The 22,640-nt window shown below is 47.7% G+C and carries 16 protein-coding genes; 8 read left to right on the top strand and 8 right to left on the bottom strand.

Features of this window, described 5'->3' with window-relative positions; translation table 11 throughout:
- The first annotated feature begins 4 nt into the window (after nt 1–4).
- Nucleotides 5–589 carry a hypothetical protein gene (locus tag HCG48_RS22940; RefSeq protein WP_168571246.1) on the top strand — a complete coding sequence of 195 codons (585 nt, stop codon included), beginning with the start codon at nt 5–7 and terminating at the stop codon, nt 587–589.
- Between the two features lie 12 nt (nt 590–601).
- On the top strand, nt 602–775 hold the full coding sequence (locus tag HCG48_RS22935) for a hypothetical protein (protein ID WP_168571245.1): 174 nt from the start codon (nt 602–604) through the stop codon (nt 773–775).
- Nucleotides 776–1,011: 236 nt separating this feature from the next.
- Here the strand turns inward: HCG48_RS22935 and HCG48_RS22930 are convergent, their stop codons facing one another.
- From HCG48_RS22930 to HCG48_RS22895, 7 genes are all read right to left on the bottom strand, one after another.
- A complete protein-coding gene (locus HCG48_RS22930; protein ID WP_168571244.1) occupies nt 1,012–2,790 on the bottom strand; it encodes an adenylate/guanylate cyclase domain-containing protein in 1,779 nt (592 codons plus the stop codon).
- A complete protein-coding gene (locus HCG48_RS22925) occupies nt 2,787–3,182 on the bottom strand; it encodes a response regulator (RefSeq protein WP_168571243.1) in 396 nt (131 codons plus the stop codon). The genes HCG48_RS22930 and HCG48_RS22925 overlap by 4 nt, the downstream gene beginning before the upstream one ends.
- Nucleotides 3,183–3,202: 20 nt before the next feature.
- Entirely contained in the window at nt 3,203–9,103 is a 5,901-nt protein-coding gene (locus tag HCG48_RS22920; RefSeq protein ID WP_246259715.1) for an ATP-binding sensor histidine kinase, read from the bottom strand.
- Nucleotides 9,104–9,332: 229 nt separating this feature from the next.
- Entirely contained in the window at nt 9,333–9,452 is a 120-nt protein-coding gene (locus HCG48_RS26615) for an ATP-binding protein (RefSeq protein ID WP_375339319.1), read from the bottom strand.
- Nucleotides 9,433–15,288 carry an ATP-binding sensor histidine kinase gene (locus HCG48_RS26295; RefSeq protein WP_246259714.1) on the bottom strand — a complete coding sequence of 1,952 codons (5,856 nt, stop codon included), beginning with the start codon at nt 15,286–15,288 and terminating at the stop codon, nt 9,433–9,435. The genes HCG48_RS26615 and HCG48_RS26295 overlap by 20 nt, the downstream gene beginning before the upstream one ends.
- A gap of 471 nt (nt 15,289–15,759) precedes the next feature.
- On the bottom strand, nt 15,760–16,728 hold the full coding sequence (gene era, locus HCG48_RS22900) for a GTPase Era (protein ID WP_168572033.1): 969 nt from the start codon (nt 16,726–16,728) through the stop codon (nt 15,760–15,762).
- 56 nt (nt 16,729–16,784) lie between these two features.
- Nucleotides 16,785–16,976 carry a hypothetical protein gene (locus HCG48_RS22895; RefSeq protein WP_168571242.1) on the bottom strand — a complete coding sequence of 64 codons (192 nt, stop codon included), beginning with the start codon at nt 16,974–16,976 and terminating at the stop codon, nt 16,785–16,787.
- Nucleotides 16,977–17,092: 116 nt separating this feature from the next.
- On the opposite strand from HCG48_RS22895, the gene HCG48_RS22890 reads away from it, so the two are divergent.
- The 6 genes from HCG48_RS22890 (at nt 17,093) to HCG48_RS22865 (ending at nt 22,431) form a co-directional block, all read left to right on the top strand.
- Nucleotides 17,093–17,773, top strand: a complete 681-nt coding sequence (locus HCG48_RS22890) for an actin-binding WH2 domain-containing protein (RefSeq protein WP_168571241.1) — start codon at nt 17,093–17,095, stop codon at nt 17,771–17,773.
- A gap of 97 nt (nt 17,774–17,870) precedes the next feature.
- Entirely contained in the window at nt 17,871–18,572 is a 702-nt protein-coding gene (locus HCG48_RS22885; RefSeq protein WP_168571240.1) for a hypothetical protein, read from the top strand.
- Nucleotides 18,573–18,765: 193 nt separating this feature from the next.
- Nucleotides 18,766–19,548 carry a WecB/TagA/CpsF family glycosyltransferase gene (locus tag HCG48_RS22880; RefSeq protein ID WP_246259712.1) on the top strand — a complete coding sequence of 261 codons (783 nt, stop codon included), beginning with the start codon at nt 18,766–18,768 and terminating at the stop codon, nt 19,546–19,548.
- A gap of 142 nt (nt 19,549–19,690) precedes the next feature.
- The gene (locus HCG48_RS22875) at nt 19,691–20,140 is read left to right on the top strand and encodes a protein tyrosine phosphatase family protein (RefSeq protein ID WP_168571238.1); all 450 of its coding nucleotides are present in this window, start codon (nt 19,691–19,693) and stop codon (nt 20,138–20,140) included.
- A 141-nt stretch (nt 20,141–20,281) separates the two neighbouring features.
- Nucleotides 20,282–21,925 (top strand): alkaline phosphatase D family protein, encoded by a 1,644-nt coding sequence (locus HCG48_RS22870; RefSeq protein WP_168571237.1) that lies wholly within the window; start codon nt 20,282–20,284, stop codon nt 21,923–21,925.
- A 140-nt stretch (nt 21,926–22,065) separates the two neighbouring features.
- A complete protein-coding gene (locus HCG48_RS22865) occupies nt 22,066–22,431 on the top strand; it encodes a hypothetical protein (protein ID WP_168567326.1) in 366 nt (121 codons plus the stop codon).
- Here HCG48_RS22865 and HCG48_RS26610 read toward each other — a convergent pair.
- A complete protein-coding gene (locus tag HCG48_RS26610; RefSeq protein WP_281362043.1) occupies nt 22,428–22,556 on the bottom strand; it encodes a hypothetical protein in 129 nt (42 codons plus the stop codon). The two genes, HCG48_RS22865 and HCG48_RS26610, sit on opposite strands and share 4 nt — an antisense overlap.
- Between the last annotated feature and the right edge of the window lie 84 nt (nt 22,557–22,640).

The raw sequence follows: 22,640 nt of genomic DNA, 5'->3' as shown, positions 1-22,640 counted from the left end.
GCCGATGAGCGTTTCCTATTCGTTCAAATATTTGACCTTAGAAACCTTTTGCACCTGCAGCCAAACTTATCAAAAATATCGCGATCGCATCAATCCTTATCCCGAAAATCTCGAAGAAACGTTACCCGCTTTAATCGCTTTAAACGAGCGAATTCTCGATCCGACCATCGAACAGTTTGGGTTCGAGAACTTTCAACTGACTTACGGTTTTTGTTCTAAAGATTTAAAACGGTTTTTAGAACGAAAAGACCCGGAAACAGGTAAAAAAAACGGGCGCGTGGCGCCCCGTCTCGACCAACACATGGCCTGCGAACGCAATCGCAACGGCGCTTATTACTGTCCCCGGTTGGGGGCCGCCTGCGACTTTCGCATTCTCAATGTGGGGAGCGATCGCGTGGTCGATTGGATACTAGAAGCGCAATTACCGTTTGATTCTCTCTATTTCTACGGGAGCGATCGCCCGATCCACGTGAGTTATAGTTCCCAATCCAAACAAGATCTGTGGACGTTTACCGCCACGGGTCAGCCGACGCGCAAGGGAATCGAGAACTGGATGAAGATCCTCGACCAACGACGATCGCCTGTCTGAAAGCACGATCGCGTGCTGGAGGCGCCACCACTAGGGTTTTTAGAAACCGATGCTTCCCGGGATCCTTCCTGGTGGAACTTGTGGAAAATCACCGATCTTTCCCCGAGTTGGGGCGATCGCCTGTCCCAGCACCTGTGGAAAACCTGTGGAAAACCCCCGATTTTTGCTATCCGAGGGGAGATGTGAACCTATTCTCCCTTGGAGACCCTAGGCGAACGCCCGTGGGAAATCTTGCATTTTCCCCGAGTTTTCCCCAACCTTTCCCCAAGTTTTCCACAGCCTTTCAACGTCCGTAGGCAAGTTTTCCACAATTTAGCAGAACTTGCGAGAAGTAGAGGGAAGCACCACCGCGAACGTCGTCCCGAGTACGCATGTCGAGTGTCGGTCAACGGCGGGGGGATCGGATCGATAAAAACAGGGCTTTAAAGGCGATCGCAAGCTCGGTTATGATAGATCTGCGCGACCGTATCGCCGGGTTCGAGTTCCAAACAGGCTTGAAAGAGGTCCGCAGCTTCGCGATAGACGTGGCGATTGTAGAGATCCAACGCTTTAGCAAAGCGATCGAGACTGGCGAGTTTTCCAGCTTTTAATTTCGGCAAGTCGGCATCAAAAACTTCGTAGACCGTGACGCTTTCCGATTTGCCTTTGACTTTGACGCGATCGATCAGGCGAATTGCATAATCGTCGGCGTTATGTAAGCGAGAATAGGTATGATGAGAAATCAGTAAAGAGACGCCGTAATTTTTGGTTAACCCTTCCAGTCGCGAAGCCAAATTAACCGCATCGCTAATCACAGTACCGTCCATTCTTAACGATCCGCCGACGGTTCCGAGCATCAAGCGTCCGGTATTAATACCGATGCCGATAGAAATGGGTAAATAGCCGGAGCGATCGCGATGTTCGTTATAATCGTGTAAGCAATGCAGCATCGAAATGCCCGCTTTCACTGCATTGTCGGCTTCCCCGCCAAACAAGGCCATAATCGCATCGCCGATAAACTTATCAATAAACCCCTGATTATCGACGATCGCGGGTTCCATTCTCGATAAATACGCATTAATAAATTTAAAGTTATCTTCCGGCGTCATCGTCTCCGATAGGGTAGTAAAGTCGCGAATATCGGAGAAAAACACGGACATTTCTTGTTCTATGCTATCGCCTAATTTGACTTCGGCAATACTTTCGTAACCGAGAAACGAAAGAAACTCGTTCGGGACGAAGCGACTGGCGGCGTCGGTCAATTTGAGTTCGGAATCTAACGCCAGTTCTAAGTTGGTATTGAGTTCAAAAAGTTCTTGAATAAACTGCTGCCGTTCTGCTTCGGCTTTCTTGCGATCGCTGATATCGTTAAAGGCGACAATCCCGTAAGCAATTTGACCTTCATCGTCGTAAATCGGCGTTCCCCAAACTTCAATGGGGATCGCGCGATCGCCGTGGTGAATTTCCATATCATCCACGGTCATACTCTTCCCCCGCAAGGTTTGCAATAACGGATCGCTCTGTTCGGGGTATAATTGCTCCGTTCCGGCCAAATAGACCTGATAAATCGAGCGAATTTCACTTAAAACTGTATTAGACTCCACCCCCCGTCCGAGCAGTTGTTGGGCGCGAGAGTTAATATAATAAGGCTGGCCATCGCGATCGACCACAAACACGCCAACGGGCATCGCCTCTAAAAACTGGGTCAGGCGATTTTCCTTTTCGTGTAACTTGGCAATTAACGCCGCCTGTTCTCGGTTTAACTGTTCCAACTCTTCGTTCATTTTTTGGAGTTGGACGTTTTGTTCGGCTAATTTCTTTTCTTGAAAATAACTATTAATCGCTTCTTTGACCGTCAGTTTTAAATCTTCTGCCTGCCAAGGTTTAGCAATATAACGATAGAGGCGGGCATATTGAATGGCATTGCCCACGGCTTCGATACTGGCTTGACCCGTGAGCATAATTTTCAACGTAGATGGAGAAATTTCGTGAACTCTTTTTAACAGTTCGTCTCCTTTAATATCCGGCATGATATGATCGGAAACGATTAGGGGAATTTCATAACCATCTTCGAGTAATTCCTCAACCAACTCCAACGCATCTTCGCCTCCTTCGGCAATTTCAATTAAATAATCGGCACCGACGGCTTCTTTGAGTTCGGCTTTTAAGCTTCTCAACACTGTCGGTTCGTCATCGACACAAACAATGACTTGTTTCGTCATAACTTTGCTAAACTAGCTTGAATTGCCGTTACTAATTCCTCTTCAGACCAAGGCTTGTGCAAACAAAAACTTAAATTGGCTTCTTGTTTCGCTCGTTCGATCGCCGAGGGTTCGGCTTGACCCGTGAGCATGATTTTAACGATGTTCGGATATTGTTGGTGAATGCGAATTAACAACTCATCTCCTTTCATTCCCGGCATCAGCCAATCGGAAACAATCATGACAATCGGGATGCTATCTTCCATGAGTTCTTGGATCGCGTCGAGGGCGTCGGCTCCATCTTCGGCCATTTCGTAAAAATACTTATCTCCGAAGGCTTGCTTGAGTTGGCTTTTGAGACTGTCTAACACAACTTTTTCGTCATCGACACATAAAATAACGGGTTTTGACATGGTCAACGCCTCCATAAGTTCTAATGCGGCTCTAAAGGAAGAAAAACATGAAAACAGGTCGAACCCGGTCGAGTTTCCACTTCAATCTTACCGGAATGCTTCTGCACGATCTTATTGACGATATCGAGTCCCAAACCGCTACCCTCGCCGGGGGGTTTGGTCGTGAAAAAGGGATTGAAGATTTTCGGTAAGACCTCCTCGGGAATTCCCGGTCCGCTATCGCCAATGGTAATTTTGGCCCGATCGCCGTCCCGGGCGATCGCCACGGTCAGAGTACCGCGATAGTCCATCGCCTGTAAGGCGTTATGAACCAAATTCGTCCAAACTTGATTGAGTTCGTCCGGATAACACGGAATGGGGGGCAAAGTTTCGTAATCGCGGACGACTTCGACCCCGTGTTTGATCTGGTTGTGATATAAGGTCAAAACCGTTTCGATACTTTCACTCAAATCCGTGGCCATTTTTTCGCCACTGCTGTCGTAACGGGCGTAGGTTTTGAGCGCAAACACCACTTTCGAGGCGCGTTCCGTCGCCATTTCGATGCGGGTCGTACTTTTTTGCAGTCCGGACAGTTTGTAGGCGAGATCGACGATGTGGGGACTGTCGGGACGTTCAAATAACGGGAAAAATTCGTCGATATTCTCGTAAATCCCCATATCCACGAGGGTATCGGCGAGATGGGTACTATTTTCGATGGATCGTGCGTCGAGTTCGCCGACTAAGGCGCGCCGCCGTTTGCGTTCTTCGCGGGCGGACAAGGTGTTTTCTTGTTGCAGGGAACGACTCAACAGATCCAGGAATTCCCGGGTTTGTTCCGGGGAGAGGGATTGGAAGATCCCGGGTAGTTCTTCCAAGCTTTGATTGAGAAATTTGGCCATATTGCCCGCACTGGAGCGAATGGCGCCCAGGGGCGTATTGATTTCGTGGGCGACTCCGGCGACGAGTTGGCCTAAAGCGGCCATTTTTTCCGATTGAATCAGTTCTTGCTGAGTGGCTTGCAGATATTCGAGGGTTTGCTGTAATTCTTGAGTGCGTTCGGCGACTTGCTGTTCCAGGGTGCGGTTGTACTCGGCGAGTAATTGTTCCGCTTGTTTGCGCTGGGTGATATCTTGAAACGCGGCGATCGCGTAGACAATTTTACCGTCGCCGTCGTAAATCGGGGTGCAGGAGGCTTCGATGGGGATAATTTTCCCGTGTTGGTGAATTTCGGCGTCGTCTATGGTGGCGGTTTCTCCTTTCAAGGCGCGTAGGACGACATTGCGTTCGTTGGGATAGAGGCGATCGGTTCCGGCGACGTAAGTTTGATAGACCTCCCCGAGGCGATCGCTTTGGGTTTGGGGAATAATTCCCTGTCCGAGGATTTCTTGGGCGCGTCGGTTGGCGTAAAAGGGTTCTCCTTGGGCGGTGACGACGAAAACGCCGACGGGAATCGCTTCGAGAAATTGGGTGAGTTGTTGTTGATTTTGGCGCACTTGTTGGTACAGTTTGGCGTTGGAGATCGCGATCGCCGCCTGGGAAGATAGTAATTGCAACAGTTCGACTCGTTCCGGGGTAAAAGCGCCGGGGGTTAAGTTATTTTCCAGATAAATTAACCCAGTTAACTGCCCGCGATCGAGCAAGGGCGCACACAGCATCGACTGGATTTGATGGGTTTGGATGTACGGATCGTTGGTAAATTTTCCTTCCCGAGTCGCATTCGTTTTGACGATCGTTTCTTTGGTGCGAACGACGTAGTTAATTACCGATTGAGGCAGGCGATCGCCCAACGGTAACGCTTCCAAAACGGCGATATCTTCCCCTTCTCGTTCCCCGCGCGCTTGTACGAGCAGTTCCCCGTCAGTTTCTAAAATTAAATAGCCGACTTGCGCCCCGGCATTTTCCAGGAGAATTTTTAATAGTTCGACGAGTAGTTTTTCTAAAATGATTTCGCCGGAAATGGCTTGAGAGGCTTTCATAAAGGTGGCGAAATCTAATGCTTTAATCGATTCGGTGGCGGTGGAATGGTGGGTCGTGGTCGTGTTGACGCCGAGGCGAGGTGCTATCCCCGTTGACGAATCGATCCAGTCGGGATACTGTCGTTCTAATTGCTTGACTTTGGCGATCGCGCCCCAACGTTGATAGGCATAGTAAGCTTCGGCGAGATAGACCCGGGCAATTTTCGCTTTACCCCACCCTTGATAAAAGAGGGCGGCTCGTTCGTTGGCGAGGGCTTCTTCGTTGAGATATTGATGTTGGCGCGCCAGTTCGATCGCGCGATCGTAATGTTCGATCGCCTCGATTTTTTCTCCCAAAACTCGCGCCCGTTCCGCCACGACGAGATGATATTTATGGGCGTAGTTCATCGGCGCAAATTTAGCCCAATTTTGTAATTTTTGACAGGACAATTCGACGGCTTCGAGGTGTACTTGTCGTTGTTGTTCTGTTGCCGATGGATAGAGTTTTAAACGAGTTAAAGCGCCGTAAAAATGGAACAGGCGCACTAACAGGGTTCCGGTGGCTCCGTCTAAATATTCGGCGCTGTTTTCGAGTAGCTCGCTCAAGTCAGTCGAGCCGTCGAGCAAGTAAGCGAGGAAGAGTTTATGGATGTAGAACGCGCAAAGGGCATAGCGATCGTTCGTTTCAACAATGGCGGCTAATTGCTGGCCTTCGTCGAAAGCATCGCCGCAGAACTTCCAGGGGGTTTCGCTCGGATGGACTAAGTTTAAAAGGGTTTGGTGGTAAATCGATGTATAAATTAAAGTCGTGGTTTGTTGCAGTTGGGCGATCGCGTCGCGATAGGCGGCGATTTGTGAGTCGAGGAGATCGAGTTCGACCCCGGAAAAAAGGCCGTGGAGACTGTATACAAAAGCGCAGGTAGTTGCATAATACAAGTCCCCAAACTCCAACCCTTTTTGGTAGGCGGCACGCAGGGGGGCGAGGGAGTCTTTTAAATGCTCTTTGCCGATCGCGATCCCCGCGTGGAAGGGGCCGCGCACTTGAGCGGTATATTGTGCCATATTGGGAGGGTCGATCGATTTGAGCGCTAACTGACCGAATTGATAGCCGATCTCGATCTCACCGACGATTCCGCACAAAATTAAGCCGTAATTGACGTAGGCGTAGCACGAAGATGGTGCATTGCCGTGGGCGATCGAGAGCTGAACTTGTTTGCCCACCAGCACGGGTAATAGGGTGGGAACGGTGATAAAAATGGGGGCAAACAGGCGGTTGGCGATCCTCATAACGGCGAGATGTTCCGGGTCGCGCATCGGCGGTAGGTCTAGTAAGCTCTCGACGCCGCGATCGCGCCAGCATCGAGCCGTGGTTTCGAGAACGTCACCGATTTGTTCCGGAGTCGGCGCTTCGGGAAGGTCGAAACCCAATTGCTGGAGGAGGGGACGGGCGATCGCGATCGCCTCGCGGTTTTGACCTCGGGCTTTATAGGCTTCGATTTGCACTTCATATACTTTAATGCGATCGAGCAAGGTGCGAGCGCGATCGCAGACGATGTCCGCCAATTCTTCGAGGCGATCGTAGTCTCCGGCTAAATAGGCGACTTCGGCAGCTTCGCGGTAGAGTCGCAAGGTGAGATCGTAAGATTGCTCCCAGGCATCGGTACTGAGTAATTGCAGTCCCACGTTAAAATAGCCGATCGCGGCGGCGTAAGCATTGGCGGCTTTGGCTTTCTCTCCGGCGATCGCGTTGAGTTCCGCCACCCGTTCCCGTTCGTGGCGATCGTGAATCGAATCGACGCCAAAATCGAGACAATCGACGATTTTAAACAGATTTTCGGCTAAATTGTCCGTATGCTGCCACAAAGACCGCCCGATTTTCAAATGCATGGCCGCACGTTCCCGAGGGGCGATCGAGGCATAAGCTGCTTGCTGCACGCGATCGTGAGTGAATTGATACTCGCGAATGTAGCCGCGATCGTCGAATTCGCACGTGGTGGCGATCGCCCCCGAACGGACCGCACTCATCAACTCCCGTCCGATCTCCGCTTCCGGGCGATCGCTCACCAGCGCCAGGGTTTGGGTTTGGAAGCTAGAACCGAGACAAGCGGCCATTTTGAGCAAGTCTTGGGTAAGCGGCGGCAATTTTTTGAGGTTTTCGAGGGTGAGTTCGACAATATTATCGGCAATTTTGGTCTGTTGAATCTGCTTGAGATCCCACTGCCAACTGTGGCGATCGCAATCGAAAGCGATCGCCCCTTTTTCGTGTAACGTTTTCAAAAATTGACTGACAAAAAAGGGATTCCCCCCGGTTTTTTGTAAGGTCAATTTCGCTAACGGTCTGACCGCTTCGGCATCGTCGTGTAAAGTATCGGCAATCAGTTGGGCGATTTGATTTAACTTCAACGATTTGAGATGAATATTGGCGATCGGAACCCCTTCTTTTTCCAGAGTTTCTAAAGTCGTCCGCAGTGGATGAGTCGCCCCCACTTCTTGATGGCGATAGGCACCGATAATAAATAGATGTCGTGTTTCGAGATCGGACAACATCAACTCGATCGCGTGCAAACTCGCCGAATCGGCCCATTGCAAATCATCGAGAAAGATCGTTAACGGATGTTCCGGAGAACAAAACACCCGAATGAAATGTTGAAAGACAAAATTAAAGCGATTTTGGGCTTCGGACGGCTCCAGATCGGGAACGGGCGGCTGTGGGCCAATAATTGTTTCGAGTTCGGGAATCGCATCGACGATGAGTTGCGCGTTCGTTCCCAACGCTGTCAGTAATTTTTGGCGCCATTGAGATAACTGTCCTTCACTTTCAGTTAACAGGTATTTCACCAACTGTTTGAAGGCGTGTACGACTGCCGAATAGGGAATGTTGCGTTGAAATTGGTCGAATTTACCCGTAATAAAATAGCCCCGTCGCGCGGTAATTGGCTTGTAGAGTTCGGCGACGAGGGCGGATTTACCAATTCCAGAATATCCGGTGATAAAGGTAATATGAGCTTGAAAATTATTCGGAGTTGCAACTCGCTCAAAAGTATCTAGTAATTGTTGAATTTGAACTTGCCGACCGTAAAGTTTTTGCGGAATATGGAAGCGATCGGATAAGTCAAATTGACCGATGGAAAAGGGTTCGATCGATCCGTTTTCTTGCAATTGCGCCGCACAGCGTTCGAGATCGGCTTTAATCCCCCAAGCACTTTGATAGCGTTCTTCTGCATTTTTTGCCAGCAGTTTCATCACGATCTTAGAAATAGCTTCGGGGATCGGTTTGCCATCGGCGATCGCATCTAGTTCGCACAACGGTTTCGGCGTTTTAGCAATATGACAGTGAACCAACTCTAAAGCATCGCCACTCTCAAAAGGAACTCGTCCCGAAAACAGTTCGTAAAAGGTGACGCCCAGAGAATAAAAATCGCTGCGATAGTCTAGAGAGCGATTCATCCGTCCGGTTTGTTCGGGGGAAATATAAGTTAAAGTTCCTTCTAAAATGGAAGGATTTTTAAGGATCGGATGTTCTTGAGTTAAAACCGTCGCCAAACCGAAATCGATCGCCTTCAATTCTCCGGTTTCCGGATTGACAGCAAGGTTGGAAGAATTGATATCTTTATGAATGACGTGAACCGCGTGGATCTGTCCGATCGCCTCGCACGCTTGAATCGCTAATCTGAGGCGATCGTCTAAAGTTAATGGGGATGTTTTGATAAGTTCTTTGAGTGAAATTCCCACATCTTCCATAATGAGGACGAGGGTATTTTCATAGGCTTGTAAACCGAGAGCTTGGCAAACTGATGCCGTATCAAAGAGTTGGAGTATTTCATATTCTCTTTCATATCGCTTGAGTTGAATTGGGGTAGGATATTCACTATTGAGAACTTTTAAAATAACGCGGCGGCGATCGGTTTTTCGGATGCCTCGGTAGACCGTAGATGCAACACTTTCACAAATTTTTTCGAGAATCTGATAACCTTCAAGAACCAACACGAGCAGAAGTCTCCTTATTCAATACGGGGGTTCGTCGAGACAGTGACAGGACGGGGGAGTAGATCGATCTCTCAAATCATTTGGGAGAATAACCGGATAAAATTGATAAAGCTTCAAGCACGCGCCGGGTCAAGTACCGACTTAAGGTAATCTTCAAGTCAGAAGTATAAGCAAAATTATAGAATGCCTGCCTTAGAATTAGGCGATCGCTTTTAGGCAATCGTCGCTCTCACCCTTTATCTATCTGTAACGGCAGAGAAATGTGGAAACTGGTGCGACCCGGTTCGCTTTCCACTTCAATTGTACCTGAATGTTTCTGCACAATTTTGTTAACGATATCGAGTCCCAAACCGCTTCCCCTCTCCTGCGGGTTTGGTCGTGAAAAAAGGATTGAAAATTTTCGGCAAGACCTCCGCAGGAATCCCACAACCGTTATCTGTAATCGAAACTTTCGCTTCGCCGCCGCAGCGAGCAATCGTCAGCCATAATCGACCTCGATAATTCATCGCTTGCAAAGCATTGTGAATGAGATTCGTCCAGACTTGATTGAGTTCGTCCGGATAACACCAAATCGGCGGCAGATCTTGGTAATTGCGGATGACTTCGACTCCATGTTTGAGTTGGTTGTGATATAACGTCAAAACCGTTTCGATGCTTTCGCTCAAGCTGGCCGTCGTTTTTTCCCCACTACTATCGTAACGAGCGTAGGTTTTTAGTGCAAACACGACTTTTGAGGCGCGTTCCGTCGCCATTTCGATACGAGCCGTACTTTTTTGCAGCCCGGAAAGCTTGTAGGCCAGATCGACAATTTTATCGCTGTTTTCCCGTCGAAATAAGGGTAAAAGTTCGCCGATATTATCGTAAATTCCCATATCGACAAGGGTATCGGCTAAGTGGGTACTGTTTTCGATATTTTCTGCATCGAGTTCGCGGATTAAACTGCGGCGGATTTTGCGTTCTTCTCGTGCAGAAAGTGTATTTTCTTGTTCCAACGAACGACGTAGCAAATTGAGGAATTCACGAGTTTCTTCTGAAGAAAGGGATTGTAAAATTCCGGGTAAATCTTCGAGGCTTTGATTGAGGAATTTACCCATATTGCCCGCACTAGAACGAATCGCACCGAGGGGGGTATTGATTTCGTGAGCTACTCCCGCAACGAGTTGGCCTAAAGCCGCCATTTTTTCCGATTGAATTAACTCTTGTTGGGTCGCTTGCAAGTATTCGAGAGTTTGTTGTAGTTCTTGGGTGCGTTCGGCGACTTGTCGTTCGAGAGTCCGATTGTATTCGGCGAGTAATTTTTCGGCTTGTTTGCGTTCGCTAATATCTTGAAAAGCGGCGATCGCGTAGTTTAAATTTCCCCGTTCGTCGTAGATTGGCGTTGCTAAAACTTCAATAGGAACTCGTCGATTTTGATGAGCAATTTCTAAATCGTCAACTTTAATTGTTTTGCCACTTAAAGCTTTGGCGATCGGCAGATTTTCTATAGAGCATTTGGCATTGCTATCGGCTAAATAAATTTGATAGACGTCGGGCCATTCTTCTAAAGAAGCTTCCGGCGCAATTCCCCGCCCCATTAATTCTTGAGCGATGCGGTTGGCATAGTAGGATTGACCTCGGGAATTGCTAATAAAAATACCGACGGGAATCGCTTCGAGAAACTGGGTAAGTTGTTGTTGGTTGTCGCGGACTTGTTGGTACAGTTTGGCATTGGCAATCGCGATCGCCGCCTGTCCGGAAAGTAGTTGTAACAGTTCGATGCGTTCTGGGGTAAAAGCGCCGGGAGTTAAGTTGTTTTCCAGATAAATTAACCCGGTCAACTGTCCGCGATCGAGCAAGGGCGCGCATAACATCGACTGAGTTTGATGAGTTTGAATATAGGGATCGTTGGTGAACTGTCCGGCTTCAAATGCATTTGTTTTTACAACTATTTCATGAGTCCGAATGACGTAATTAATAACAGAAATGGGTAGGCGATCGTCGAAAGAAAGAGATTCTAAAACAGTTACGGAGTCGAGTTCGGCGCGCCCTTCAATAAAGAATTTTTCGTTTCTTTCTAAGATTAAATAACCCCGTTGCGCTCCTGCATTTTCCATCACAATTGTCATCAATTGTTCGAGGAGGCGATCGAGGAGAATCTCTCCAGAAATAGCTTGAGAGGCTTTCATCACTGTCGCCAAATCGAGGGAGCTTCCCGATCCAGTACTGGTAGAGGTATGAACGCTCGTTTTTGTCGATACAGTACGGGTCGAACTTGTAGAAGTTTGAGCGATAAATTGAGAATAGCGACTTTCTAAATCTCGTACTTTGGCGATCGCTCCCCAGCGTAAATAGGTATAATAAGCTTGAGAAAAGTAAGTTTTTGCAATCATTTCTCGTCCCAATTCGAGATAGAAATGAGCGGCCCGTTCGTAGGCGATCGCCTCTTCGTGCAAGTAGGCGCATTTTCGCGCAATTTCGATCGCGCGATCGAAAGCTTCCATCGCCTTGAGCGGATCGCCGATCGCGCGATATTTTTCTGCTTTAATGAGATAATATTTATGCAAGTAATTTGACGGCGCATGTTCTCCCCAGCGTTTAAAGTTAGCCAGAGCTTCATCGACTTTTTGGAGTAAACTGGGACCGTCGGCGGGCGAAGCTTGGGGGTAAAATGCGAGATAGGCTAAAACCTCGTAAAACTGAAAAACGGAACCGCAAAGCAGTCCGGTCACCCCACTTAAAGATTGACGCCCCCTTTCCGCAAATTCACGGGCGCGATCGAATTGTTCAAATAAATAAAACAGAAAGGTTTTTGCTAAATAAAAATGGACTAATCCCGTCAAATCTTTGGCTTGCTCGTGCAGGCTAAACTTTTCTCGCTCGTCATACGTCGAACCGAGTAACATCCAGGGTGGAGTATTGTTATCTTCTGGGTTTTCTTCTTTAGCATTTCCCAGTAAATTGAGAATCGATTGATGGTGAATTGAATGATAATTTAATAAAGTTTTTTGCCGCAGTTGAACCATAATTTTGTTCGTGCGATCCATCCGTTCCAGCAACTCCGGCAAAGGCGATCCACTCATATAAGCCGCTAACTCTGCATTATACAAACCATGGGCGGCAAATTGTAAATCCCCGGTTTGTTGTCCGATATTGTAAGCTTCAACCAAAGATTGAATGCTCGATTGGACTGAATCTTTCCAGTGAGCCGTTGTGGCATTAAAAATGACTGCAACTTTAGCTCGTTGTGCTTCTAAGTGAAACTTATCAATTAAATTGATAGCCAGCTTACCAAATTGATAACCCCGTTCTACATCCCCCAGAATTCCACAGCAAATCGATCCATAAAATGCGTAAGTGGTGGGAGCGAAACTTATAGCATTTCCCGCGACTAAGTAAATTTCAATTTGCTTACAAATGATGGCAATAAATAATTGAGGAGCTGTAATAAAAGAACAAGGAGATACAATAGTGAGAATTTCCAGAATTCCCAATTGTTGGGGATCTTCTAAGATCGGCAAATCGAGCAGGCTTTCGGGTTCGATATTTGCCAATCGACGGTTAATATTTTCGAGACTTTGAGTCACGTCAATGGCTTCGAGATTTTCTCCAAAATCAACTCCCAATTTTTTGAGAATGCTCAAACCAATTTGAATGGCTTTTTGTAGTTGATTTTGAGCCATTCCTGTTTCAATTTTAATGTAGTACACTTGCACGGTATCGAAGGGATTCTTGGCGTTATCGATAACTATGCGTGCAAATTTTTCTACGTTGTCAAACTGACCGCATAAGAATGCCGCCTTGGTGAGTTTCGTATAAAGTGTTAGGGTCAGATCGTATTGTGCTTCCCAGCAAGAATCACTCAGACAATCGATCGCCTTTTGACAATAATTTAAAGCTGCAGGATAAGCCGTCGAGGCGATCGCCTTTTCTCCAGCCATCAAGTTCAGTTTCGCTATCATTTCAATTTCGTTACAATCGATAACTCGTTCTTTAGCAAAATTAAAATGATCGGCGATCGCGAAAATATTTTCATGCAAACTCTCTTGAGGGGTTTCTTCCAAGAGAAAACGACCGATTTGCAAGTGAATATTTTTCGTGTAGTTTTCCTCAAAGGAATTGTAGGCGACTTGTTGAATGCGATCGTGAGCAAATTGATAGATTTGACGGGGACGTTCTTCGCGATCGCTGTGGGTTAAAACACTACCCGATTCTACGGCAGGAAGTAAGAGATTGAAGAGTTCTTGAGTCGATTGGCGATCGATCGTAGCCAGAGTATCTAAATCAAACTCCGACCCGAGACAAGCACCAAGATGGAGAACTTTTTGAGTGAGTTCGGGTAATTTTTTTAAATTTTTTACCGTTAATTCAACGACATTTTCGGCAATATCCATGCGCTCGATCTCGGCAACATCCCACTGCCATTGATGAGTCTGGAGATCTAGAAAAATAGCGCCTTCTGTATATAATGTTTGTAAAAACTGATTGACAAAAAATGGATTTCCTTCCGTTTTTTGCAACAGTAATTTTGCTAAGCTTTCTACTCTTTCAACAGGATGCTGTAAGGTGTCGGCTACTAATTGAGCGATCGCGCCTTTATCCAAAGGTTGTAAGGCTATCTGCTCGATTTCAATCCCTTGTTGACGCAGTTTTTCAATGGTAACGATCGCCGGATGTGTAGCATCGACTTCATTTTCTCGATACGAAACAATCGGTAATAAATATTCGGTACGATCGTCGCTCATCATTAACTCGATCAATTTGAGACTGGCTAAATCGGCCCATTGTAAATCGTCGAGAAAAATAGTCAGGGGATGGTCGCGATCGCAAAATGCCCGAATGAAGTTTTGAAAGACTAAATTAAACCGATTTTGGGCTTCTGACGCCCCCACTTCGGCGACTGGGGGCTGCTTACCAATAATTTTTTCAATATCGGGAAGAACATCGACAATCACTTGAGCGTTGGGGGCGATCGCCGCCAGTATTTTATCTCGCCAGCGTTTTAATTCTGCTTCACTTTCTGTTAACAACTGTCGGACTAATTGCTGAAAAGCACTAACGACCGCCGAATAGGGAATATTGCGCTGAAATTGATCGAATTTTCCCGAAATAAAATAACCGCGACGGCGAGTAATGGGTTTATAAAGTTGTAAGACTAAACAAGATTTACCTACCCCAGAATATCCTTCAACAACAATCAATTTCGTTCGAGCCGATTGGCGATCGCCCCGTTCTTCTGGCGTGGAAGCTACATCAAAAAAAGCTTTTAATAACCTTTCTAGTTCTTTTTCTCTCCCATAAAGCTTTTGGGGAATTTCAAAGCGATCGGAAATATCTTTTTTCCCTAAAGCAAATGGTCGAACCCTATTGGTCGCCTTGAGTTGTTCCAAACATTCTGCTAAATCTGCTTGAATTCCCCACGCACTTTTATACCGTTCTTCCGCATTTTTCGCGAGCAATTTCATGACGATCTCGCTCAAGGGTTGGGGAAAATCACCAGAGTCCCCCCAATCTAGGCGATCTAAAGGGGTCGGCGGTTTAGCAATATGACAGTGAACCAACTCTAACGCATCGTCACTCTCAAAAGGAACTCGTCCCGAAAACATTTCGTATAAGGCGATCCCGAAGGAATAAAAATCGCTACGATAGTCTAAAGATCGATTCATCCGCCCGGTTTGTTCGGGAGAAATATAAGGTAACGTTCCTTCTAAAATTGTAGGATTCTTGAGGGTGGGATGTTCTCGGGTTAAAGCAGTTGCAATCCCGAAATCAATCAGCTTTACTTTGCGAGTTTCAGAATTGACAACGATATTAAAAGGATTGATGTCTTTATGAATAATATTAGCTCGATGGACCTCCGCTAATGCCTCGCAAATTTGGATCGCTATTTCGAGCTTTTCCGTCAAAGTTAACGGTTCTCGCTTGAGGAGATGTTTTAAACAGATGCCTGCATCTTCAGAAATTAATATCAGGGTGTTTTTATATTCTTCAAGCGCGATCGCCTGACAAATCTTTTCCCCGGTTAATTTCTTTTGGATTTCATATTCTCGTCGATATCGTTTTAACTGAATGGGGGTGGGATATTCGCTGTTGAGAAGTTTAAGGACGACTGGGGTGCGATCGTCTTCTCGGATGCCTCGATAAACTTTCGAGGCTGCAGTTTCAGAAACTAATTCGAGGACTTGGTAGCCGTCAAGAGAAAAGAACATAGCAACAAAAACAATTAATCGAATTGACTTTAAATCCAGGTCAACAAGGAACTACAAAACGATAAAAATTTACCCAATTTCCCGTCTGTTCCGTGGAATACCAATAATAGCCCTTGAAAAGAGCGATATTTTTAACTGTTTATGCCAAAAAGTAGGAAGATTATTAATGGAAGATCCACGTGCGATCGCCTACTTTTGACTCCATCCCCTCGGATAGGGCATCAGTGGAACGTCAGGGATAGATTAACTGGACGGGAGAACTAGATCGGCTTTCATCGCCCGCCGACTGACTCGATTTGCACCCCGTTCAAGCAAAATAAAGCACGATATAAATTCAATCAAGGAGATTCTACGATCGCCACGATCGCCCCGGAAAAGGCGGAAATTTTCTCCCGTGCGATCGCGCGTTCCTATTCTATCTTGACTCGGCGATCTCGATCGTGCCGGATCGAACGATTACGCCGATGCGGTTCAATCTCTTTCAACTTTATAACCCAATTCGGCCAAACGGGTGCGAGATTGTCGCCATTTCGGCTGCACTTTGACAAATAATTCGAGATAAACTTTGCCATCGACTAACTTTTGCATTTGTTGGCGGGCTGCGGAACCGATCGCTTTGAGCATTTGACCGCCTTTTCCAATGATAATCCCTTTTTGTGATTGACGTTCGATATTAATCGTCGCTAACACTCGGGTAATGGCTTCAGTTTCTTCGACGCGATCGATACTGACGGCGACAGAATGCGGAATTTCTTCACGAGTTAATAATAAGATTTGTTCGCGAATTAATTCCCCCATAATGAACCGTTCGGGTTGGTCGGTCACCAAGTTGGGGGGATAGTAATACGGCCCGGGTTCGAGGCGATCGATCGACAACTGCATCAACTCATTGAGGCGGTCGCCCGTCAAGGCAGAAAAGTTGACGATCGGCCAGTTGTGAGGTTCGGCGATCGCGCGATAACTGGCATCGATCGGGTCTTCTTCTGTCGTTTTTTCCCCCGAGAGTTCCTGAGAAATCTCGGGTCTGAGATCGACTTTATTCAATCCTAAAATAACAGGAGTTTTGGTTTTTTCCAATAATTCAGCAATGAAGCGATCGCCGCCCCCCGCCACCGTCGAACCATCGACGAGAAACAAAATAACATCGACTAAATCGATACTAATTTGAGCATTTTTAACCAGAACTTTACCCAATTGATGATGAGGTTTGTGAATCCCAGGCGTATCAACAAAAATAATTTGTGCCTTCTGGGTCGTCAAAATCCCTCGCAGGCGGTTGCGAGTCGTCTGCGCCACGGGCGAAGTAATCGCTATTTTTTGTCCCACCAATCGATTCATCAACGTGGATTTCCCCACATTCGGACGACCGATAATCGCAACAAATCCAGATTTGAATCCCTCGGGGGCTTCGGGAATGAGGGCGTTTTCAGAAAGGTTCAGAGTTAACCTCCTCGAATGAGTTACAAAAACAACAAATAGAAATCGCTTTTATAATTTTAGATCGATTCTTTACCAATGCGATCGCCCGCGATCGGCTTCGATGCACTTCCTCCAGAGGGCGACGTTTCCCTTTTCGACTCGATGGCGTCGGTTGGCGATCTCGATTTGACCGTGGCGCGATCGCCATTGGGTCCGATCCCTCCGACCTTTTCAGTTTTAACGATCGCCGGAGACAATTTAAATCTCATCGAAGGACTTCAGGAAATTTAGCAAAATTTTATGAAAAATTCATATATTTCACCGAATTTCCCCAAAAGCTGTGTTAGAGTCGTGGCTTAAAAATTAACTACGCTCTCATTCCATCATGAACAGCTTTTCTGTTTTGATTGCTCTGCTTCAAGATCGGAACCAATTCTTACAGGAAATCCTCAAAGGGGTCAAACTACAAAGCAAAATAATTGCCCTTTTATTTGCCAGTGCCATATTCTTTGGAATCTATGGATTAATTTTAGGTGCTTCTCATAGCATTTTACAGTCAATTTCCTCATTTATTAAACTGCCCGCTCTTTATCTGCTAACCCTTATTATTTGCTTTCCAACACTTTACATTTTTAGTGTAATTTTTGGTTCAAAACGCAGTTTTAAACAATATTTGGCGTTATTGATGACGGCCATGTCGATCATGAGTGCGATTTTGTTTGGCTTTGCTCCCGTCAGTTTGTTTTTTCTGCTCAGTACCCAAAGTTATGAATTCTTTTTGTTGCTGAATGTGGTGATTATGGGGTTGTCAGGGTTACTCGGTATTAAATTTTTCTACGAGGGAATGCAGTTGATGGCAGAACCGGAGATCCCGGGACAGGAAACTCGCACTAAATTGTTACAGTTTTGGTTGTTTCTCTATGCTTTTGTCGGAACGCAAATGGCTTGGACGCTCAGACCATTTTTCGGTTCTCCAGGGGGAGAGTTTCAAATTTTTCGTCAAATTGAAGGGAATTTTTACTTAAATTTGATTTATTTAATTTCGCGGATATTTGGTTGGAGTTAAGTGCTTTGTGGTATCTTCAATCCTTGGTAGGATAAGGTTGGGGCGATCGCCAGTCGAATATCAGTCCGGTCGTGGTTGTATCTTGTGGGCGATATCTATGCGCGCTGAATTAGAAGAGCTGATCGTTACAGAAGAAGAAATCGAAGAGGTCAGTGGCATCGAAATTAACGATCCCATTTTAGGATTGCTTTACCACCCAAAACTGTGGCACGATCGCCAGAAATTTATCGCGTTTTTGGTCAGTCATTTGCTGGCGATCGCCTTAATGTTTATGCTGTGTACGCCGATTAGTTTGAGTCTGGTTCGCTATTTGGGATTTTCGGGCAATGACATGGGCAGTGGGCTGACATTTGTCGCTATTAATGGAGCGATCGTGGCGACGATCGCGGGTTTCATTAATATTTATCTTTGGAAAAAATCTAGGAAGTTGACGAACTTTTTTAGGTTTTTAGAAGAGCTTGAAAAATACAATCAAGTGATTCGATCGATCGACGCGATCGATCGCATTGAAGCGGCGGGAAATACGGGGGTTCAGGTGCGCGATCGCGCGGAAGTGCTCGCGGCCCTCCAAGTGACCCGAGACAGTTTAATTGGGAGTTTGAGGACGGAACGTATTCTCAGAGAACACCGAGGATTACTCGAACGCCGTTACGAATTGTTTGCCAGTATTGAAAGTAATTTGGCGACCCTGCGAGGATTGGAAATTAGCGACGAGGTGAGCGAATACGGACGATTGCTCAATCAAGCGTTACAAATTGGGTTGAGTGTGGATCGCGAAGTCCGACGGTTGAAGAATTAGGGAACGAATCGATCGCCTCTCGATTTGAGAGTCATCCCCCGACTGTTGGCAGCAACGACAACATCTTTAAAAGGGCAAAAATGAGCTTGGGGAAAGGTTGCGGATCGATTGGTGGAAGTTTGGCGGATTATCAAGGGATGCTCAGAAACTGGTTAAAATACAAGCGCTCACCTTTTGCTTTAGTTAAATGGTCGTGCCAACTCCTCAAAACGCCCAAGATTTGCCTGTCAGGGAAACGGCGGATGCTCCCCAAACGTTTTCCGTGTTGGGAATACCCGTGCAGCTACTGGATGATTACCCGCAATGGTTATGCGATCGCGCCGAACGGGGTCTCGGAACCCACGTGGTCACGCTCAATGCGGAAATGACCATGCAAGCCCGCAGCGATCGCCAACTGGCTCAAGTTTTACAACGAGCGGATCTCGCGATTCCCGACGGGTCGGGTATTGTCTTTTACTTGCAACTTCGCGGCCAAACAGTCCGCCGCACTCCCGGCATCGAATTGGCCGAATCGATGGTGCGCGCGATCGCCCGTCGAGGGGAATCGGTCTTTTTCCTCGGTGGGGCGCCGGGGGTGGCCGATCGCGCGGTGGCCTCCTGGCGGCAACATTGCCCGGAATTGACGGTGGCGGGCTGCCAACATGGCTATCTCAAGCCGGAAGACGAAGCGGCGATCGCCCTCACCCTACAAAAGTTACAGCCGAAATTAATTCTCGTCGGCATGGGGGTCCCGCGCCAAGAATTTTGGATCGACCACCACCGCCACCTTTGCCCGCAATCGATCTGGATCGGCGTCGGCGGCAGCTTCGACATTTGGGCGGGTCTGAAAGTTCGCGCCCCCCGTTGGATCCAACGAGCGCATCTCGAATGGGCCTATCGTCTCTATCAAGAACCCTGGCGCTGGCGGCGAATGCTTGCCCTGCCTCATTTTGCCTGGTTGGCTGCAGTGACGGCATTGACTGAGGGCCGCTCGTGACTCGGACTCGTCCCGCTCTCGTTTCCGAGGCGATCGATTTTTTTACTTGACTAAATCGCTAATCAGTAATATAGTGATTCTAAGGTCGAATCCAACCGATCGACCGCCCGATCGTAGTAACCTTTAAATCTCGGAGACATCAATGGAGAACCTCAAGCAATTTAACGACCAATTGGCGATCGCCGGACAAATCAGCCCGGAGAACTTAGGACAGATTTCCCAAGCGGGATACAAATCCGTATTAAACTTGCGAAACCCGTCAGAAAACGGCTTCGTGCACGATCAAGCCGAGCTGACGACGAATGCCGGATTGGCCTACGCTCACGTTCCCATTACCCCTGCCAATTTAAACCACGAGGCGATCGATCGGGTCATCGACGAACTTTCCAATTTGCCCAAACCCGCGCTCGTGCATTGTGCGAGTGGAATGCGTGCCGGGGCAATGGTTATCGCCTATCTCGTCAGTCGCGAAGGATTGAGCTTAGAGCAAGCCTTCGATCGCGCCCACGAACTCGGGTTTAACTGCCAAGCAAATCCGGCTTTAGCTGGGGCGATCCAACGCTATACGGCCAACGCTACGACGGTCAACTAAGCTGACGGTTTGATTTACCCCATGCAAAGCCCCTCCCGGGGCTTTTTTCATTTTTGAGCGCAGTAAATCGGCAAACTCAGGGCGATCGTCGATAATAATGGCATTGCCGGACTCGTAGTGACGACGACCCCGTAAAGTTTCATGACGCCCAAGCTCAACTTTTACGATCCCGAACGACGCCCTTGGCCCCATTCTCGTCTAGAACGCACCAGTATTGTCGGTCACACCACGCCTAGGAGCGTGCGCCTGTGGTTTCGCGTTTCATCTCCAGGTAATTACGTCCTCGCCGTTTCGCGCGAACCCCTGCCGACCTACGGGCGCCCCTTAGTCGTCGCTGAAAATGACCGCTACCAACTGCGGGCGATCGCCTCCGATCGCTGCGAGCAAGTCCCGACCGTGGCGATCGCTGCCGTCGAGATGACCCCCACCACCGATCTCACCGGAGTCGTCGATCTCGATCGCCTCGAACCGGATACCCTTTACTACTACGGCTTATTTCATCCCCATCGCGATCGCCCTTGGGAACTGCCGGAAGACGAACCGCTCACCTTTCGTACCTTTCCTGAAACTGCCACGGAAATCTGTTTCGGGATCTACAGTTGCCACATGCCCTACGACAACCGCGAACTCGTCAACATTCACATGTGGGATGCGTTTTACCGAGAACTCAACAATGCCAACGCCCGCTTAGTGTTGGGAACCGGGGATCAAGTTTACGTCGATGGAACCCCGGAATTGAGCATCTGGCACTGGTTGCGAAAAGTTCAAGACCACAACCCCTCCCGCGAGCAGATGGTCGAGTGGTATCGGGATATTTATCGCGGTTATTGGGGCATTCCCGAAGTCCAGCGTATTTTTCGCGGCTTCCCCAATTATATGATGTGGGACGACCACGAAATTGTGGACGGTTGGGGTTCGTACACCCGGGACGAACTCGCCGGAGTCTTGGACGTTTCCTGGAAACTGCGCGATCGCGAACGACATTTGCGCCTCGCCCATCAAATGTTCGACGCCGCCAAGCAAGTATATCACGAATACCAGCATTCGCACAATCCTCCCACCGACGACGCTGAGAATCGCTTCGACTACGAGTTCGACTGCGCCTTCTGCTCGTTCTTCGTTTTGGACATGCGAGGTAACCACGACTTCAACCGCAAAGAATGGGGGGCGTTGGGAGTGCAACAGTGGCAGCGCGTCCAACAGTGGTTGGACTCTCATTACCAGTCCGATTCTCGGGCTTTGTTTATTATTTCTCCGGTTCCCATCGTCCACCTGTACAGCTTTTTTATTAATAATATCGACCTGACCTTAATGGGGTATCAAGACGACCAACGGGATCATTGGGAGCATCGCAGCAATTGGGACGAACGCAATTGTTTGTTAGATAAACTTTTTGAATTTTCTCAAGAAACGGGCAAACCCGTCGTGTTTTTGAGTGGGGACGTTCACATCGGTGCGGCGTTTACCTTGAGTCACGATCGCTTTCCCGAAGCTAAAATTTACCAATTGACCTCTAGTGGGATTACCTATGCAGAATTAACCCCTTTCGGTCGTTGGCTTTTAGAACAATTAGTCCCCGAACGCGGCACCTTGGGCGATCGCCAAGGCAATCCCCCCTATCATTTCCGAAAATTGGCCATTTGCCGTCAGAATAATTTCGGCATCGTGCGCGCGATCGTTCGCGAGGACGGCGAAGTTGCGATCGTCTACGACCTCTACGGTAACGATCCGAACTCTCCAAAAGAGACTCAAAAAATTCGCATTGAATTCGATCGCCTCTCTTAAACTTTAGGCGATCGAACGGGCAAATTTTAGCCAATTTTAGCCAAAAATTTACACAACTTTATTTCAAAGATTGGGGTTTTATATTATAATTACCACAAACTTAATCGAGAAACCATCTCATCAGTAGGGGGTGAGTTCGATTGTCTAAAATTTTCAATCATCGCCACGTAATTACCGTCGAATTAGTCGATGGCATCAAATTTCGTACGACACTCCCCAGTGTCAACATTCCGGCGTTACGATCCGGTTTTGCCGGATATCCGGCCAACCCCCGTTGGAATGCCGTAAAATTTGCCGCGTGGAAAACCGGACGTCAGTTACGTCAAGCACTCGATAGCGGTCAAACGATCGTGCGCGCGTCGGACCGGGTGCTCGTCGATGCCAATGGCGAAGTCGTTGCCAATTCCAGCGAGTTTCAACCTCCGCCTCCCCTCCCTCGAAGGTCTGACATTTCTTTCTTTAGTCTTTCTCTGTTCGGTTGGCATCCGTCCTGGGTGAGCCTTTAGATCCACCCCACCCCAGGGGAATGTCCGGGATAAATCGGGCGATCGCCAAGTTGCAAGTATAGAAAACTCCCGTGAAACGGATTGCGATCGCCCTTTTTCCCGTGGCAACCACCAATTTTAAACATCCCTTAATACCGATTCCCCCTAGGCGTCCCCTGGGTTAGCGCATTGGCGATCGTTATTAGGTCGAAAAATCCGCCCGGATGGTT

The organism is Oxynema aestuarii AP17 (assembly GCF_012295525.1).
Lineage (GTDB): Bacteria > Cyanobacteriota > Cyanobacteriia > Cyanobacteriales > Laspinemataceae > Oxynema > Oxynema aestuarii.
Note: the sequence above shows the minus strand (reverse complement) of the source record. Positions and strands in the feature narration are given on the sequence as shown.